This is a genomic window from Mesorhizobium sp. L103C119B0, from assembly GCF_000502235.1.
Taxonomy (GTDB): domain Bacteria; phylum Pseudomonadota; class Alphaproteobacteria; order Rhizobiales; family Rhizobiaceae; genus Mesorhizobium.
Genome location: NZ_AYXE01000006.1, coordinates 184,778 through 200,558, shown reverse-complemented (window position 1 = coordinate 200,558; position 15,781 = coordinate 184,778). Strand labels below are relative to the sequence as shown.

The window sequence follows — 15,781 nt, the reverse complement described above, 5'->3', positions numbered from 1 at the left end:
GCTGGAACAGTTAAGCCCGTGCTATGAATGGCAAAGGGCGATTGCTTTGCCCAAAGCCGATTCTTGTCAAAAGATAGGAAGGAGCGCGTGTTGGCGCTGAAGCACAGACCGGTTGGACGCGAGGAGCCGCTGCCGGACGCCGAGATTCATTCGAAAGGGTTCCGGCAGCAGCGCGAAGCGCGCCGCGGCGCGCTGGTCGAGGATTATGTCGAGCTGATCGCCGACCTGATCGAGGACGGCAATGAGGCGCGTCAGGTCGATATTGCTGCGCGGCTGGGTGTCGCCCAGCCGACGGTGGCCAAGATGCTGACCAGGCTGTGCGCCGACGGGCTCGTTTCCAGAAAACCCTATCGCGGTGTGTTCCTGACCGACGCCGGGCGCAAGGTGGCGGAAGAGAGCCGCATCCGCCACCAGACGGTAGAAGCGTTTTTGCGTTCGCTCGGTGTCAGCGCCGAGACGGCGCGCATCGATGCCGAGGGCATCGAGCATCATGTCAGCGCCGAGACGCTGGAAGCCTTTCGCAAGGCGATGATCGCGCCGCGCTGAGGGGTGCCGGGGCCGCACCACTGGAACCTCCGCACGTCAGGCTCGTTGCTCCTGACGTTGCGCGTGATTGTCGCGCGCCAAGGAGGAAAACATGGGCGTCGAACAGGCACCGACCGCGAAGGGCAAGCAGGCGGCCGAGGGTTTGAGGCAGGCAGTGGCAAAGGACGAACGCAAGACCGAGGTCGAAACCGGCCATGCGCTGAAAAAGGGCGCCGCGCGTTTCGAGGAACGCTCCAAAAGCTCGGACGGCAAAAGCGCCGGCACCAAGCAGAAGAGCTGAACCGGTTGAGACTACGGTTTATTCCTCCGTGTCCTGCGCCCAGCTGCTCGGATGGCCGTCGACGCGGAACTGGAAGATGAAATAGGGCGGAATGCAGGAGCCCTTGCCAGGCTTGGCTGCGGCCAGATCGTCGTAGCCAGCGGTGCAGATATAGTCCTCTCGGCAGGGATGCGCCTTGTCGCAGGCGCGCAGGCCGGCGGTCTTGGTGAATTCCTTGGTGCAGAATTTGTGGTCCTTGCCCGACGCGATGCAGTCGTTGAAACCGGTCTTGGCCAGGCGGCCGCAAGTCGCCTCGTCGGGAAGCTTGTCGCAGCTTGCCTTGCGCAGCATGCCCCCGGGAAAGCCACCGGTCTTCTGCTCGGGGTTGTCATAGCGTTGGCGCGCCGCGCCATAGCCGGCGAGCTTGATTACCGGTTTCTTGTCGCGCGCCGGATCGATGGCGCAGGCTTTTGCGGTGGCCGGCGACAGGCGGCAATATTTGTCGCTGCCCCAGCTCGACATCTTGATCTCGCCGAACTCGACGGGGTCGCCGACTGCGGTGGCCGCCTCGCTGACGCAGGTGCCGAAGCCCGGATGGATGTCGCTTTCATGGACGCCGGCGCAGCGCAGGCTTTCGCCGCAGTTCCAGTCCTTGAAGCTCGTATCCTCGCCACTGTAGCAGATCGACCCCCAGCCATTGTAGAGATCGGTGCCTTTCAGCGCTTCGGCGAGTTTGGCGTGCGGACGGGCGGCGAAGCCGCGTGAGAAATCCGGATGGCCGCCTGTGGCGAAGTCCTCGACGATCGCGCGGCGGCGCGGCAGGTCGGCGAAGAACACCGCCGAGCCGGGGACGAAGACGGCGTTGCGGCGCGGCTCGTTGGCCGGATCGGCGCCTGTATAGTGGAAGCCGGCAATGCCGTGCGTCTGGTGGCAGCCGGTGCAGGTCATTTCGTTGAGACGCAGATTGAACCCGGCCACCGATTTCACGCTGCGCAGCGTGTTGCCCCTGGCGACATAATCCTGCAACGCCCTGTCGATGTCAGCATCATCGAGCAGCCCATAGGCGATGTTGTTTTGCGATCTGGCCATGCCGCCGGGTGCGACCGAGACGGCGCTGGTCGCCAGGAATTTGTCGTCGATGACCAGCCGGCCGCGGTCGAGATCGTAGATGTTGCGGTCGGTGAGCAGCCATTTGGCGAAGGCCGGCCGGTCGGCCAGAACCACTTTCCGGTCGATCTGGTTCTCCATCTTCGATTCCTGGAAGGTGGACGTCGTTGGGTCCCATTTGAAAATCTTGAGGAGATATTCGGCGTGGCCACCGAAGTCGCGGCGGCTCGAGGCCGACAGCCGGAGAACCTGAATGTTCAGCTCAAGCCGCATGATCTGCGACGAATTCAGCATGGCGTTGGAGAGCGGCCCTTCGTCGGAGCGCAGCCAGGCTGCCAGTTGCTCGGGCGCAAGGTTCTTCTGGCCGGCGGCGAGCCAGCGCTTGGCGATTTCGGCACAGGAAACGGCGGTGGCGCTTGGACGGTCTCTCGAAGCGCGGGGGCGAGCCTCGCCGGGCCTGGCGTTGAAGACTAGACTCATGGTCAGCGGCAGCCGCGACGAGATGCGTTGCGCTGTCTTTCCCTTCGTGGGCTTCTCCGCCACCGAATAGTGGAAGCGGTAGATCAGCCTGATCTCGCCGCATTCGGTGTGGCCGAGATAGCCGCGGTCCATGCGGTTGACGACCCCGGTCAGGTCGAGCGTCGAGCCGTCATCGTCGATGTATTTCGGGTTGAATTTCTGGCTGGTGTCCTTCGACTTGGCCATGGCCGCGACGTAAGGATCGGGGCTATTGGCAGGCTCGTCGGCGATCTCCTGCTTTACGGCGTTGCGGACAGGGGTCAGCGCGCGCACCGAAAACAGGCCGCGATTGTCGACCTCGCGCGTGAGACCCAGCGCCGGGCCGAGCAGGCGGCTGATCGACAGGCCGCCACGCTCAAGCGCCTGCAATGTCTCGGGGTCGGTCACGGCGACGCTGGAATCGAGCGTCACGGCGCGCGCCGGCGACGGGCCGAGGCATAGCACCACGGCCAGCAGCAGAAATCGACCGATCGTCCGCAAGTCCCCGACACCCCCGTTCGAACCGGATGCTACAGCGCGCATGCCGCCTCGACCAGAGTGCGAACGCGATGCCGCCGCCACGAAAAATACTGTGACTTGGCGCAACCATTGCGATAATTGTCTGTTGGGTCGGACTGGGCCACGACAATCGGCCAGGCCAGCCGAAAATTTGCATACGGGGAGTTGCCATGCTCTGGAAGGGCCGCCGTCAGAGTGACAATGTCGAGGACGAGCGCAGCGACAGCGGCGGCGGTGGTGGTTTCGGCGGCGGCAGCCCTGGCCAGTTCCGCATCCCGATCGGCGGCCGCACCGGCGGCGGCGGCAGCATCCTGCTGGTTGTCCTCGTGGTGCTGGCCGGATGGTATTTCGGCTTCGATCCGTCGCAGATCCTGGGCACCGGCGAGGGCGGCGGCGTGCTGCCGGGTGGTGGTGGCCAGATTACCGACAACAGCGGCGGCCAGGACGACGGCGCTGGCACGCCTGCTTCCGACGAGATGAAGCAGTTCGTGGCGACCGTGCTGGCCGAGACCGAAGAGACCTGGACCGGCATCTTCCAGTCGCAGGGCCTGAAATACGAGGACCCGAAGCTTGTGCTGTTCAGCGGCCAGATCCGCTCGGCCTGCGGCTCCGCCTCGACGGCAGCCGGACCGTTCTATTGTCCCGGCGACCACAAGGTCTACCTCGACACCACCTTCTTCCAGCAGCTCGACCAGCAGTTCGGCGCCTCGGGCGATTTCGCCCAGGCCTATGTGATCGCGCATGAAGTCGGTCACCATGTGCAGAACCTCACCGGCATCCTGCCCAAGTTCAACCAGATGCGGCAGTCGATGGGTGAGGCGGAAGCCAACCAGATGTCGGTGCGCATCGAGCTGCAGGCCGACTGCTTCGCCGGCGTTTGGGCGCATTTCACCGCGCAGAAGGGCATTCTGGAACAGGGCGACATCGAAGAGGCGCTCAACGCCGCCAAGCAGATCGGCGACGATACGCTGCAGAAGAAGATGCAGGGCTATGTCGTTCCGGAAAGCTTCAACCACGGGACGTCGCAGCAAAGGCAGACCTGGCTGGCGCGCGGCTACAAGAGCGGCAAGCTGTCGGATTGCAACACGCTGACCGGTCCGGTTTGAGGCGCTCGCAAGTTCCAGCCGACCGCGGTTCAAAGCGCATCCGTCGGCGGGCCGATTCACCACCGGCAACAGATGTCAGGAGGAGAACGCCTGAGGCGTTCTCCTATTGTTCCAAAGTGACGCCTCGCCTATAACGGGCGCCCGCCCAAGGGCGGTCCCAGGGAGCAGACGCCATCATGATCGACCCCAAAACCGCCAGGCGGGGCCTTGCGCTCGTCTTCACCACGCTGCTGCTCGACATTATCGGCTTCGGCATGATCATGCCGGTGCTGCCGGCCTTTCTCAGGGAGCTTTCTGGCGTCGGCATCAGCGAAGCGGCGATCGAGGGCGGCTGGCTGTTCTTCGTCTATGCCGCGATGCAGTTCTTCTTCGCGCCGATCATGGGCGGGTTGAGCGACCGCTTCGGGCGGCGGCCGATCCTGCTTGCCTCGGTGCTAACATTCTCGATCGACAATCTGATCTGCGCCATCGCCTGGTCCTATCCGATGCTGTTCATCGGCCGCGTGCTGGCCGGCATTTCGGGCGCCAGCTATTCGACGACGTCGGCCTTCATTGCCGACATCTCGAACGACGACAATCGGGCGAAGAATTTCGGTCTGCTCGGCATCGCCTTCGGCGTCGGCTTCGTCATTGGGCCGGTGCTGGGCGGGCTGCTCGGCACGTTCGGGCCGCGGGTGCCGTTTTACTTTGCCGCCGGGCTTGCCTTCGTGAACTTCCTCATCGCCATGTTCTTCCTGCCTGAAACGCTCGATGAAAAGCACCGCCGCCGCTTCGAGTGGAAACGCGCCAACCCGGTCGGCACGCTGCTGCAGATGCGCCAATATCAGGGCATCGGCTGGATCGGGCTCGCCTTCTTCCTGATGACGCTCGGCCACATGATGTATCCGGCGGTGTGGTCGTTCGTGTCCAACTACCGCTATGGCTGGAGCGAGCAGCAGATCGGCTTCTCGCTCGGCACCTTCGGCCTGTGTGGGGCGATCGTCATGGCGACGGTGCTGCCGCGCGTGATCCCCAAACTTGGCGAGTGGAAGACGGCGGTGATCGGCCTGACCTTCACGGCGGCCAGCGCCTTCGGCTATGCCTTCGCCTCGCAAGGCTGGATGATCTATGCGGTGATCGTCGTCGGCTGCCTGGAAGCACTGGCCGATCCGCCGCTGAGAAGCCTCGCCGCCGCCAAGGTGCCGCCATCGGCGCAAGGCGAATTGCAGGGCGCGATGACGTCGATCTTCTCGATCACCTCGATCATCACGCCGCTGCTGTACACCGCGATCTTTTCCTGGTTCACCGGGCCGAATGCGCCCGTGGTGTTCGGCGGCGCGCCCTATCTGGTTGGCGCGTGCTTCCTGACGCTTGCCGTCATTGTCTTTGTAACGAAAGTTGCGAGGCCGACGGCGGTGAAAAGCGTTGCCACCGGCGCTGCGGAAGATGGAGCCCAGATATGAGCCATGACAGCCGCATAAAGCTGACCAAGGACGGTTTGTCGCTGTCGCGGCTGGTGTTCGGCGCCTGGCGCCTGCTCGACAGCGCCGCGCGCCCGGACGCCGATCAGGTCGCGCGGCTGATCGGCACTGCGGTCGATCTCGGCCTTACCAGCTTCGACCATGCCGATATTTACGGGCATTACCAGGTGGAAGCTGCCTTTGGCGCCGGCTTGTCGCGCTGGAAGGGCAAGCGCGACAGCATCGAGCTGATCTCGAAATGCGACATCATTCTGGCATCGGCCAACCGGCCTCAGAACCGGCTGAAGCATTACGACACCAGTGCGGCCCATATTGCGGCCTCGGTCGACCGTTCGCTCGCCAATCTCGGCACTGACTATCTCGACCTGTTGCTGCTGCACCGGCCGGATCCGCTGATGGATGCCGACGAGACGGCGGCGGCCCTTGCCGGGCTGGTCAAGTCGGGCAAGGTGAGGGCGGTCGGGGTCTCCAACTTCACGCCGTCGCAGTTCGACCTTCTGGCTTCACGGCTGCCGTTTGCCTTGGCCACCAACCAGATCGAGATGTCGGTGCTGAAAACCAATGCGCTGGTGGATGGCAGCCTCGATCACGCGCATAGGCATGGTTATGCGCCGATGGTCTGGTCACCGCTCGGCGGCGGCTTGCTGTTCACCGGCAAGGAAGGGCGCGAGGCGCGGGTCAGGGCGGCAATCGCGGCGGTGGCTGCCGAGATCGGCGCCGGCGACCTCGCCGCCGTCGCCATCGCCTGGCTGCTGCGTCATCCGGCGCGGCTGGCGCCGGTGCTGGGCACGATGAAGCCCGAGCGGCTGGCCGCCATGGTCAAGGCGCTGGAGATCAGCCTCGACCGCCAGCAATGGTTCGCCATACTGGAGGCCAGCGAAGGCCGGCCGGTGGCGTAAGGTCAGATACTAGGCTTCGATCCATTCGCTGGGCACGTCCAATGCCTTCGACAGCATGGTGCCGGTTTGCGCCGATGGCTTGCGGCGATTGGATTCAAGGTCCGACAGGAAGCCCTGGCTGACTCCGATGGCATCAGCCAACTCGGCCTGCGTCAGCTTGCGCCAGTTGCGCAGCGCCTTGAGCCGGCTGGAACCTCGCAAAATATCCATGGTCACCTCGGCGGGCAGGGGCTTTTCAGTTTTGAACTCGGCCTTCCGCTCATCGTAGATCGCCACATCCGCAGCGTCTTCTCTGGCTTCTTCGGCGGCATGCAGCAATGCCTCGTAGTCAGCCTTCGGGATGACGACCAGTTCTTCCCCGGTTGAAGTCCTTATGATTTGCGGAGCGTTCATGATGTGCTGTCCTATGGCCGGCTGTAGGTCGTCGTTTCGCGCTTGCCGATGTAGATCGCTAGGATTGTCGTGCGATCTTCATCAAATATAACGCGGTAGCGACCGATCCGAAGTCTGTAACCGTCTCGGCCGGCAAGACGTTTTACATCGCCACGCCCGCTGATGGCATAAGTGTTCAAACCTTCAGAGACCTGCTCGCGGACATCGGCCGGCAGGTTGTCGAGATCGCGAGCTGCCGACACCGAGAGGATGATCGTCTTCACTCGCGCAATATCGCAGATTTATCGCTCGAGGTTAAGCGATATTATCACTGGTACATAGAGGGCTCAGGCCCGTTCGGCCAGCAGTTCCTCGCCGCGCTTTTCGCGGATCAGATTGACGAAACGGCGGAACAGATAATGCGAGTCCTGCGGACCGGGCGAAGCCTCGGGGTGATGCTGGACCGAGAACACCGGACGGCCGGTCAGCGCGATGCCGCAGTTCGAGCCATCGAACAGCGAGACATGGGTTTCCTCGACGCCATCTGGCAGCGAGTCGGCATCGACGGCAAAGCCGTGGTTCATCGAGACGATCTCGACCTTGCCGGTGGTGTGATCCTTGACCGGGTGGTTGGCGCCGTGATGGCCCTGGTGCATCTTGGCGGTCTTGCCGCCGAGCGCCAGGGCCAGCATCTGGTGGCCGAGGCAGATGCCGAATACCGGGATGTCGGCCTTCAGCAGGTTCTGGATGACCGGCACGGCGTAGTCGCCGGTGGCTTCCGGGTCGCCGGGCCCGTTGGAGAGGAAGATGCCGTCGGGCTGCATGGCCAGGATCTCTTCCGAGCCGGTGCCGGCCGGAACCACGGTGACCTTGGCGCCGAGGCCGGAAAGCAGGCGAAGGATGTTACGCTTGACGCCGTAGTCGATGGCGACGACGTGCATCGACGGCTCGGCCTGTTCGCCAAAGCCTTCGTTCCACACCCAGGGCGTTTCACTCCAGACCGAGGACTGGCCCGAGGTGACTTCCTTGGCGAGGTCAAGCCCGATCAGGCCCGACCAGGCGGCGGCGCGCCGCTTCAAATCGTCGATGTCGAAGATGCCGTCGGGCACGTGCGCAATGACGGCATTGGGCATGCCCTTTTCGCGGATCAGCGCGGTCAGCGCCCGGGTGTCGATGCCCGACAGTGCGACGATGCCGCGCTTCTTCAGCCACTGGTCCAGCCCGGTGCCGGCGCGGTAGTTGGACGGGTTGGTGACATCGGCCTTGAACACCGCGCCAACGGCGCCTGCACGGGCGACCGGGTTCAAGTCCTCGATGTCCTCGTCATTGGTGCCGATATTGCCGATATGCGGGAAGGTGAAAGTGACGATCTGGCCGGCATAGGACGGGTCGGTGAGAATTTCCTGGTAGCCGGTAAGTGCGGTGTTGAAGCAAACTTCGGCAACGGCGGAACCGGTGGCGCCCAGACCGCGGCCCTCGATGACGGTGCCGTCGGCCAGCACCAGAAGGGCGGTCGGCTTTTCGGTTGCCCAAGGCGGGGTCAGTCCGGGGGTCATCTCGGCCATGGCGACGCTCCTGTCACGCTGCGCGCTTCGATGGCGGGCCATCTGCGCAGCAAACGGCGCAGCCGATCTCTCGAGCCTGCGCGCTTCAATTCGATTCTTATGCAAGGCCGAGTACATAGGGGAAGGCGCCAGAGCGGTCAATGATGCCGGGCCAAAACGGCGGGCATTTGTTTCGTCGAACAATATCAGAGGCTTGGCGTGTTTGCTTTACGAGTTCGCCACCGTTATTGTCCGCACCGTTCGAAGGAGAAAGCATCATGCGCGCAAAAATCGCCGAATCCCTGAAGAGCGCGATGAAGGCGCAGGACAAGCACCGGCTGCCGACACTGCGGCTCATCCAGGCCGCCATTCACGACCGCGACATAGCCAATCGCGGCTCGGCCAAGGACCCCGCCAGCGACGAGGAGATCCTGCAGATCCTGGCCAAAATGGTGAAGCAGCGCGAGGAATCGGCCAAGGCGTTCGAGGACGGCAAGCGCCCGGAACTGGCGGCGCAGGAGCGTGGCGAGATGGAGATCATCCGCGGCTTCATGCCGACGCAGTTGGACGAGGCGGCGGTGACTGCAGCGGCGCGCGAAGCGATCACTGCTACCGGTGCGACCAGCCAGAAGGACATGGGCAAGGTGATCGCTGTGCTGAAGCAGAAATATGCCGGCCAGATGGATTTCGGCAAGGCCAGCGGCATCGTCAAAGGCCTGCTGCAGTAGGAGCCGACACCACTTCAATGGCGAAGGAGAGCAGGGGCATTACCTCTGGGCAAGAAACGGTCCGCACCGGCTTAAGCGAGCAAGCCTTGACCTGCCGGAGAGACCCACCATGATCGAAATCGTCAAACCCACGCTCGAACATCTGCCCTCCTACAAGGCGGCGCTCGAGCGTGGCTGGTCGCCGGACAATGTCCGGCTGATGGAAGCGACGCGCGAGCAACTTGCGGCGATCGACGAGGATCCTGCGGCGTTCCTTGCCAGCCTCGACGATCCCGAGGCCAAAGGAGGCCCGATTACCTTGCCTAATGGCACGACAGTGCCGCGGCTGCCCGGCTTCCGGCGCTGGATCTGGGACGCGAGGCCGCCGGCTCGATCGGCTTTCGCTGGCAGCCCGGTACGGCCGCACTGCCGTCGCATGTGCTCGGCCATATCGGCTATGCCGTGGCGCCGTGGAAGCGCGGACGAGGCTATGCGACCGAGGCGCTGCGGCTGATGCTGGACGAGGCGAGGGCTGTTGGTTTGCCATATGTCGAGCTCACCACTGACCTCGACAATCCGGCCTCGCAGAAGGTGGTGCTGGCCAATGGTGGCCGTGTGGTCGGTCCGTTCATCAAGGACGCCGCGTATGGCGGCGCCGAGAGTTTGTTGTTCCGGATCGATTTGTAGTCCGACGCTATTCGGCCGGTGCCGGCAGCGGCGGCGCTGCCCGGCTGCGCCCCTCCCAGATGTAGGAGGCAAGTGCCACCACCACCGCCACCAGCATGGCGGCAGCGCCCACAACCGGCAGGCTGCGATAGCCGTAGCCGGCATTGAGCATGGCAGCGCCCACCGACGCGGCGAGCGCGATGCCGACATTGAAGCCGGAGGGGATGAGCGAGGAGGCGAGGTTGGAGGCGTCCGCCGTCCAGGCCAGGATGCGGGTCTGGATCGGCGTGCCGATGGCGAAGTTGAGGCCACCCCAGACGACGATGGCGATGACCATCGGCACGGGGTAGGGGCTGACGGCATAGATCACGCCCAACATCACCGCGTGCAGCGCAAGCATGGTGATCAGCGACGGCATCAGCTTCCAGTCGGAAAGCTTGCCGCCGAGAAAGACGCCGACGGTGGCGCCGACGCCGTTGAGCAGCAGCACCCAGGGGATCAGGCTCTCGTCGAGATGGGTCACCTCAAGCAGTGTCGGGGTGATGTAGGTGAACAGGCCGAACTGGCCGATCATCAACGTCAGCATCAGGATCAGCGAGGTCCAGACTTGCTGGCGCGCCAGCACGCGAACCTCGCTGCCAAGGCTGGTGGATGGGCTCGATGCGCCCGTTTTGCGCGGCAGGAGGGCGGCCATGGCGGCAAACGCCACCACGCCCAGCGCGCACATCACCCAGAAGGTGGCGCGCCAGCCCCAGAGATTGCCGATTGCGGTGCCGGCCGGCACGCCGATGACATTGGATACTGTGAGGCCGGAGAGGATCACAGCCACGGCCATGCCGCGCTTGTCCTCGGGCACGAGGCCGACCGCCACCACCATGGCGACGCCGAAATAGGCGCCGTGTGCGACGGCGACCGCAATGCGCAAGAGCAGCATCGAGGTAAAATCGGGCGCCAGCGCGCAAGCGGCCTGGCCGATGGTGAAGGCGACGGTCAGGCAAAGCAGCAGCGTCTTGCGGGAAATGCCCTTGGTGGCGAGCGCCAGCAATGGGCCGCCAACCGCGATCCCGCCGGCATAGCCGGAGACGAGGTAGCCGGAGGTCGGGATCGAAACGCCAAGGCCGTCGGCCACTTGCGGCAGCACGCCGGCAATGACGAATTCGGTGGTGCCGAAAGCGAAGGCGGCGATGAACAGGGCAATGAGCGGAAGCATGGCGCGGAAGCGATCCTTGAATGAGTTGGCCTCAAATCATGGATGGCGCTTGCCGGCAATGCAGAAATTTTTGCGGCCGGTTTAGGTTTTCTTGATCAGCTAGCCTTCAACCTGGAGCCGCCGAGCAGGCCGCGCTCTTCCAGCACCGGGTAGGCCATCGACGCCAGCAGCGAGTTGATCTGCTTCAGGTCGCGGATGGTGTCGAGATGGATGGAACTTGTCTCGACGCTCTTGGCGGTGCCGTCGCGCAGGCGCACGAAATGGCTGGCGCTGGTTTCCTTTTCGCGGTCGCGCAGCCGGTCCTTTTCCAGCACCAGCTGGCGGGCGGTCTCAGGATCGCGCGACACCAGCACGTTGAAGGCAAGCCTGGCATTGGCCAGCACCGAGGTGTGAAAGGCGAGCAGCTCGCTCCAGCCCTCGGGCGTGAACTCCAGCCCGCGCTCGAACTTCTTCTTCACATGCACCAGCATGTTGCGCACGATGATGTCGCCGACCTGCTCGAGCTTGACGCAGGCGCCTATCAGCTCCTGGCAGCGCAGCGCCTCGTCCTCTGTGAGCGAGTTCCTGGTCAATTTGGCCAGATAGAGCTTGATCGCCGCGTGCTTCCTGTCGACGCGGTCGTCAAGGGCGGCCAGCGCCTTGATCTTGTCGCCGTCGGCGCTTTCATACAGCTCGATGATGCGCTTGAGCATGATCTCGACCGTCTCGCAGACGCGCACCACCTCGCGGGTGGCGTTGGCCAGCGCCTGGCTCGGAACGTCGAGCGCGCCGTCGTTGAGGGCGGAGAGTTCGACCACATCGAGCTCTGTAGCCGGCGCTGGCTTGGTGCCCATTGCGACGATCTTCTCAGAGGCACGATAGATCAGGCTGGCAAGCGGCAGGCCGGCGAGCAGGATCAGCACATTGAATAGGATGTGGGCGTTGACGATCTGGTCGGGCACGGTGGCGCCGAGGAAGGCGACCGGTGGCTTCAGCGTCATGAACAGGATCAGCATCACCAGCGAGCCCATGCCGCGCATCAACAGATTGCCGATCGGCACGACGCGCACGCCAGGTTCGGCACTTCGGGTGAGCAGCGGCGCAATGATCGACGAGCCGAGATTGACGCCGAGCACAAGCACGATGCCGAGTTCGGGCGGGATGAAGCCGCGGCCGGCCAGCGTCACCATCAAAAGCACGGCGGCGATCGAGGAGTGGAAGAGCCAGGTAACGAGCGCGGCGAGCAGATAGGCGGTGACGTAGTCGCTGGAGAAATATTCGATGATGAGCGGCATCAGCGTGCTCTGCCGCAGCGGCTCCGAGGCCTGGCCGATCATTTCCAGCGACAGCACCAAAAGGCCGATGCCGACCAGGATACGGCCGAACTGGCGCCAATCGCGCCGCTCGGTGGCCATGAACATGACCGTGCCGGCGACGAGGCAGATCGGCACCAGCAGCGTCAGATCGAAGGTCAAGAGCTTGACCACCAGCGCCGAGCCGATCTCGGCGCCGCGCACCGCCAATTGGCCCGACATGCCCGAGACAATGCCGGCGCCGGCGAAGGAGCCGACGAGAAGCGTGACGGCGGTCGAGCTCTGCAGCGCGATGGACAGGCCGCAGCCGGCCAGCACCGCCATGATCGGATTGCGCATGGTGGAGCGCAGCCGGTGACGCAGCACGTCGCCATAGGCGCGCTCGACGCCTGTCTTGACCATGCGGGTGGCAAACAGCATCAGCGCCACCGCGCCCGCCAGATGCAGCAGGACGACGGAGCCACTCATTTCGAAACCCGCACGCAGACAGGGACCGCGACGCGGAGGGCGCGCAGTGCAGGAAGGAAAACGGGGCTGCGAATCATGGTCATGACAGTCTTGAACAATATCCGGAATATTTTAGCCGGGTAATAAAATCTTGTCGATTTCAAGAGCCGTCGCGGCGCGACAGGGCGTGTCGGAAAATGGACGGATGCGCAAATGGTTGCATGGCGGATCCCTGGTGATGGCAGCGGATCGTCCCGGTTTGCCGGACTCCCGGCAATCGCCTTTGCGATGATGTTCAAATATCCAGGGTAAGCACTGGATTTCATTACGTAAATGTAATGCTAGTGTTCAGTTTCGGTTCATCCTTCGGGGGCTATTCCCTAGGCATCGACAACCAAGGAGCCCCGCTATGAAACGTATTGTTCTTTCCGCCCTCGCTTTCTCGATGCTGGCCGCCACTTCGCTTACCGGCCAGGCCGCACCGGTGAACGCACCGGTCGCACCGCAGTCGAATTACACGCAGGTCGACTGGCAGAGGCCCGGCAAGCATGTCGATGTCAGGAAGCGCGTCGTGAAGAAGACGGTGGTCGTCAAGCGCAGCTATTGGCGCAATGGCCAGAAATATTCCAGCTGGAAGCGGCACCAGCCGATCCGCGATTATGGCCGCTATGGCCTGCATCGCCCCGGCCGCGGCCAGGAATGGATCCGCGTCGGCAACGACTATGTGCTGGTCAGTGTCCTGTCCGGCATCATCTTCGGCGCCATTGCCGCGCATTAAGCCCGGCCTCGCCGGCGCAATGCCGAGACTTGAAAGGAGGCGGCCCGAAACGGCCGCCTTTCTTTTGGCTGTAGAAACCGGGCTTTTTGGCTGTGGAAACCGGGTATGGTCCGCAATAAGGGTCGTCGGATTCCGCGAGCATGATTATATGAGGGACAAACGAGTTCCCCAATGCGCTTTCCGCCCGCCTTTCTCGATGAGATACGCGACCGTGTGCCGATTTCATCGGTCATCGGCCAGCGCGTCGCATGGGACAGGAAGAAGACCAACGCCTCGCGCGGCGACTATTGGGCCTGTTGTCCGTTCCATGGCGAAAAGAGCCCCTCCTTCCACTGCGAGGACAAGAAGGGCCGCTATCACTGTTTCGGCTGTTCGGTGTCGGGCGATCATTTCAAGTTCCTGACCGAGCTCGACGGATTAAGCTTTCCCGAAGCGGTCGAGAAGATCGCCGACATGGCCGGCGTGCCGATGCCGGTGCGCGACGAGCGGGAAGAACAGCGTGAGAAGGAACGCGCCAGTCTGACCGACGTCATGGAGATGGCGACTGCCTTCTTCCAGGAGCGGCTGCAAGGACCGGAGGGTGCAAAAGCCCGCGCCTATCTCAGGGATCGCGGGCTGACGCCGGCGACGCAGCAATCGTTCCGGCTGGGCTTTGCGCCCGACAGCCGCAATGCGCTGAAGGAACATCTTGCCGCCAAGGGTGTGCCCAAGGCCGACATCGAGGCCTGCGGGCTGGTGCGTCATGGCGACGATATCCCGGTCTCCTATGACTGGTTCCGCGATCGCATCATGTTCCCGATCCCGAATTCGCGCGGCAAGATCATCGCCTTTGGCGGCCGCGCACTGGCGCCCGATGCGCTGGCCAAATACATGAATTCGCCCGACACGGAGCTCTTCCACAAGGGCAACGTGCTCTACAATTTCGCCCGAGCCCGCAAAGCGCTGGCGAAAGGCGGCACGGTGATTGCCGTCGAAGGCTATATGGACGTGATTGCGCTGGCGCAGGCCGGCTTCGAGAATGCCGTGGCGCCGCTCGGCACCGCGCTCACCGAAAACCAGCTCGAACTTCTGTGGCGCATGGCGCCTGAGCCGATGCTGTGCTTCGACGGCGACCAGGCCGGGCTGAAGGCGGCGTGGCGGGCCGCGGATCTCGCGCTGCCGTCGGTGCAGGCCGGGCGGTCGGTGCGCTTTGCACTGTTGCCGGAGGGCAAGGATCCCGACGATCTGGTCAAGGCAGAAGGGCCGGACGCGTTTCGTGCCGTGCTGGCGGAAGCGCGGCCTCTCGCTGATTTGTTGTGGATGCGTGAGACATCCGGTGGCGTCTTCGACACGCCGGAGCGGCGGGCGGGGCTGACAAAGACGCTGCGCGAACTGACCAGCCGCATCCGCGATGAGAGCCAGCGCTACCACTACCAGCAGTGGATGCGCGAGCGGGAGCTGACCTTCTTCAGCGCCCAGCGCGAAGTGCGGCAAGGTCGCCAGGACTGGAAACCGGGGCAGGGCAAAACGCCCGCACCCGGCGGACAGTTCGCCAAAGGCAGCGGGGCAGGCGCGCGCGCCGCGATCACCGAAAGCCTCGGCCGCTCCGCCATGGTCAAACGCGGTGGCGAGATGATGTCGGTGCGCGAGGCGACGATCATCGTAGCCCTCGTCAACCATCCGGCGCTGATCGACGAGAACTTCGCCCATGTCGAGTTCCTCGATCTCGCCAACACCGATCTGCAGCGGCTGCACGCCGCCATCCTCGATGCGATGGCGCACGACATGGCCAATGACCGTAGCGCGGTGATCGCCACCATCGAACGTGCCGGCTGCAGCGATATCTGGGCGCGCGCCGTGGCGCTCATCCAACGGGCCAGGCAATGGCCCGCGCTGGAAACCGCAGCGCTTGACGATGCCCGCGACGCCTTCAACCAGGCGCTGCACTTGCAGCGCAGCGCGCGCACCTTACATAAGGAGTTGAAACAGGCGGAAGCAGCGCTCGCCAGCGATCCCACTGACGAAAACTACCGGCACCTCATCGAGATTCAGGCGCAGTTCCGTGATGTACAAGCAACGGAAGCGCTGATCGAAGGCTTCGGTGTGTCCTCGGGCAGGGGTGGGCGCGTGTAGGTCGAAACCTGCGCAAGAATGGATGATGTACGTGCTGCGCGTCGAATCGACGCCTCTAAGTCGGGTAATTGATTCGCTTTTTTGATGCGAATCATGCGAGAGGCGCTTGACCTTCTGGCAGAATGACGGAATCAGGACGATTCGAAACCTTAACCCGTGCCGGCGTCGATGGAAATGCACTGACGCGAGGTGCTGATCACTGGACAGGCTGTCAGCCTGCCACAGATATCAGGGTTAATCTGGACTTAATGCATATCGC

General features: G+C 63.6%; 14 protein-coding genes and 1 pseudogene. 9 read left to right on the top strand and 6 right to left on the bottom strand.

Features of this window, described 5'->3' with window-relative positions; genetic code table 11:
• Positions 1–90 precede the first annotated feature (90 nt).
• Complete coding sequence (mntR, locus tag X728_RS154995; protein WP_023672433.1) at positions 91–546, top strand: manganese-binding transcriptional regulator MntR; 456 nt, start codon at positions 91–93, stop codon at positions 544–546.
• Between the two features lie 91 nt (positions 547–637).
• A complete protein-coding gene (locus X728_RS155000; protein ID WP_023831377.1) occupies positions 638–826 on the top strand; it encodes a hypothetical protein in 189 nt (62 codons plus the stop codon).
• An 18-nt stretch (positions 827–844) separates the two neighbouring features.
• Here the strand turns inward: X728_RS155000 and X728_RS155005 are convergent, their stop codons facing one another.
• Positions 845–2,911, bottom strand: a complete 2,067-nt coding sequence (locus X728_RS155005; protein ID WP_031195352.1) for a hypothetical protein — start codon at positions 2,909–2,911, stop codon at positions 845–847.
• A gap of 188 nt (positions 2,912–3,099) precedes the next feature.
• Between X728_RS155005 and X728_RS155010 the strand changes: the two genes are divergently transcribed.
• The 3 genes from X728_RS155010 (at position 3,100) to X728_RS155020 (ending at position 6,394) form a co-directional block, all read left to right on the top strand.
• The gene (locus tag X728_RS155010; RefSeq protein WP_023705842.1) at positions 3,100–4,035 is read left to right on the top strand and encodes a neutral zinc metallopeptidase; all 936 of its coding nucleotides are present in this window, start codon (positions 3,100–3,102) and stop codon (positions 4,033–4,035) included.
• A gap of 176 nt (positions 4,036–4,211) precedes the next feature.
• Positions 4,212–5,477: a tetracycline resistance MFS efflux pump gene (locus tag X728_RS155015; protein ID WP_023831375.1), complete on the top strand. Its 1,266-nt coding sequence runs from the start codon at positions 4,212–4,214 to the stop codon at positions 5,475–5,477.
• Entirely contained in the window at positions 5,474–6,394 is a 921-nt protein-coding gene (locus X728_RS155020; RefSeq protein WP_023831374.1) for an aldo/keto reductase, read from the top strand. The genes X728_RS155015 and X728_RS155020 overlap by 4 nt, the downstream gene beginning before the upstream one ends.
• Positions 6,395–6,403: 9 nt before the next feature.
• Here the strand turns inward: X728_RS155020 and X728_RS155025 are convergent, their stop codons facing one another.
• The 3 genes from X728_RS155025 to carA form a co-directional block, all read right to left on the bottom strand.
• Positions 6,404–6,787, bottom strand: a complete 384-nt coding sequence (locus X728_RS155025) for a helix-turn-helix transcriptional regulator (protein WP_023831373.1) — start codon at positions 6,785–6,787, stop codon at positions 6,404–6,406.
• 11 nt (positions 6,788–6,798) lie between these two features.
• Positions 6,799–7,050, bottom strand: coding sequence for a type II toxin-antitoxin system RelE/ParE family toxin (locus tag X728_RS155030; protein WP_023748196.1), 252 nt, complete (start codon positions 7,048–7,050; stop codon positions 6,799–6,801).
• 63 nt (positions 7,051–7,113) lie between these two features.
• Positions 7,114–8,331: a glutamine-hydrolyzing carbamoyl-phosphate synthase small subunit gene (gene carA / locus X728_RS155035; protein WP_031195351.1), complete on the bottom strand. Its 1,218-nt coding sequence runs from the start codon at positions 8,329–8,331 to the stop codon at positions 7,114–7,116.
• 257 nt (positions 8,332–8,588) lie between these two features.
• On the opposite strand from carA, the gene X728_RS155040 reads away from it, so the two are divergent.
• Together X728_RS155040 and X728_RS01000000166650 are read left to right on the top strand one after the other, a co-directional pair.
• The gene (locus X728_RS155040; protein ID WP_031195350.1) at positions 8,589–9,038 is read left to right on the top strand and encodes a GatB/YqeY domain-containing protein; all 450 of its coding nucleotides are present in this window, start codon (positions 8,589–8,591) and stop codon (positions 9,036–9,038) included.
• 109 nt (positions 9,039–9,147) lie between these two features.
• A pseudogene (locus X728_RS01000000166650) lies at positions 9,148–9,704 on the top strand (GNAT family N-acetyltransferase).
• Between the two features lie 7 nt (positions 9,705–9,711).
• Here the strand turns inward: X728_RS01000000166650 and X728_RS155045 are convergent.
• Positions 9,712–10,893 carry an MFS transporter gene (locus X728_RS155045; protein WP_023831370.1) on the bottom strand — a complete coding sequence of 394 codons (1,182 nt, stop codon included), beginning with the start codon at positions 10,891–10,893 and terminating at the stop codon, positions 9,712–9,714.
• 95 nt (positions 10,894–10,988) lie between these two features.
• Complete coding sequence (locus X728_RS155050; RefSeq protein WP_023672443.1) at positions 10,989–12,653, bottom strand: Na/Pi cotransporter family protein; 1,665 nt, start codon at positions 12,651–12,653, stop codon at positions 10,989–10,991.
• A gap of 388 nt (positions 12,654–13,041) precedes the next feature.
• Between X728_RS155050 and X728_RS155055 the strand changes: the two genes are divergently transcribed.
• The gene (locus X728_RS155055; protein WP_023831369.1) at positions 13,042–13,410 is read left to right on the top strand and encodes an RcnB family protein; all 369 of its coding nucleotides are present in this window, start codon (positions 13,042–13,044) and stop codon (positions 13,408–13,410) included.
• A 171-nt stretch (positions 13,411–13,581) separates the two neighbouring features.
• Positions 13,582–15,522, top strand: coding sequence for a DNA primase (gene dnaG, locus X728_RS155060; protein WP_023831368.1), 1,941 nt, complete (start codon positions 13,582–13,584; stop codon positions 15,520–15,522).
• Positions 15,523–15,781 lie beyond the last annotated feature (259 nt).

What these genes read in the sequence shown, in the direction of transcription:
- carA (WP_031195351.1), bottom strand. Translation starts at nt 8,331, where the DNA reads ATGGCCGAGATGACCCCCGGACTGACCCCGCCTTGGGCAACCGAAAAG.
- X728_RS155000 (WP_023831377.1), top strand. Translation starts at nt 638, where the DNA reads ATGGGCGTCGAACAGGCACCGACCGCGAAGGGCAAGCAGGCGGCCGAG.
- X728_RS155015 (WP_023831375.1), top strand. Translation starts at nt 4,212, where the DNA reads ATGATCGACCCCAAAACCGCCAGGCGGGGCCTTGCGCTCGTCTTCACC.
- X728_RS155045 (WP_023831370.1), bottom strand. Translation starts at nt 10,893, where the DNA reads ATGCTTCCGCTCATTGCCCTGTTCATCGCCGCCTTCGCTTTCGGCACC.
- X728_RS155025 (WP_023831373.1), bottom strand. Translation starts at nt 6,787, where the DNA reads ATGAACGCTCCGCAAATCATAAGGACTTCAACCGGGGAAGAACTGGTC.
- X728_RS155040 (WP_031195350.1), top strand. Translation starts at nt 8,589, where the DNA reads ATGCGCGCAAAAATCGCCGAATCCCTGAAGAGCGCGATGAAGGCGCAG.
- dnaG (WP_023831368.1), top strand. Translation starts at nt 13,582, where the DNA reads ATGCGCTTTCCGCCCGCCTTTCTCGATGAGATACGCGACCGTGTGCCG.
- X728_RS155010 (WP_023705842.1), top strand. Translation starts at nt 3,100, where the DNA reads ATGCTCTGGAAGGGCCGCCGTCAGAGTGACAATGTCGAGGACGAGCGC.
- X728_RS155055 (WP_023831369.1), top strand. Translation starts at nt 13,042, where the DNA reads ATGAAACGTATTGTTCTTTCCGCCCTCGCTTTCTCGATGCTGGCCGCC.
- X728_RS155050 (WP_023672443.1), bottom strand. Translation starts at nt 12,653, where the DNA reads ATGAGTGGCTCCGTCGTCCTGCTGCATCTGGCGGGCGCGGTGGCGCTG.
- X728_RS155020 (WP_023831374.1), top strand. Translation starts at nt 5,474, where the DNA reads ATGAGCCATGACAGCCGCATAAAGCTGACCAAGGACGGTTTGTCGCTG.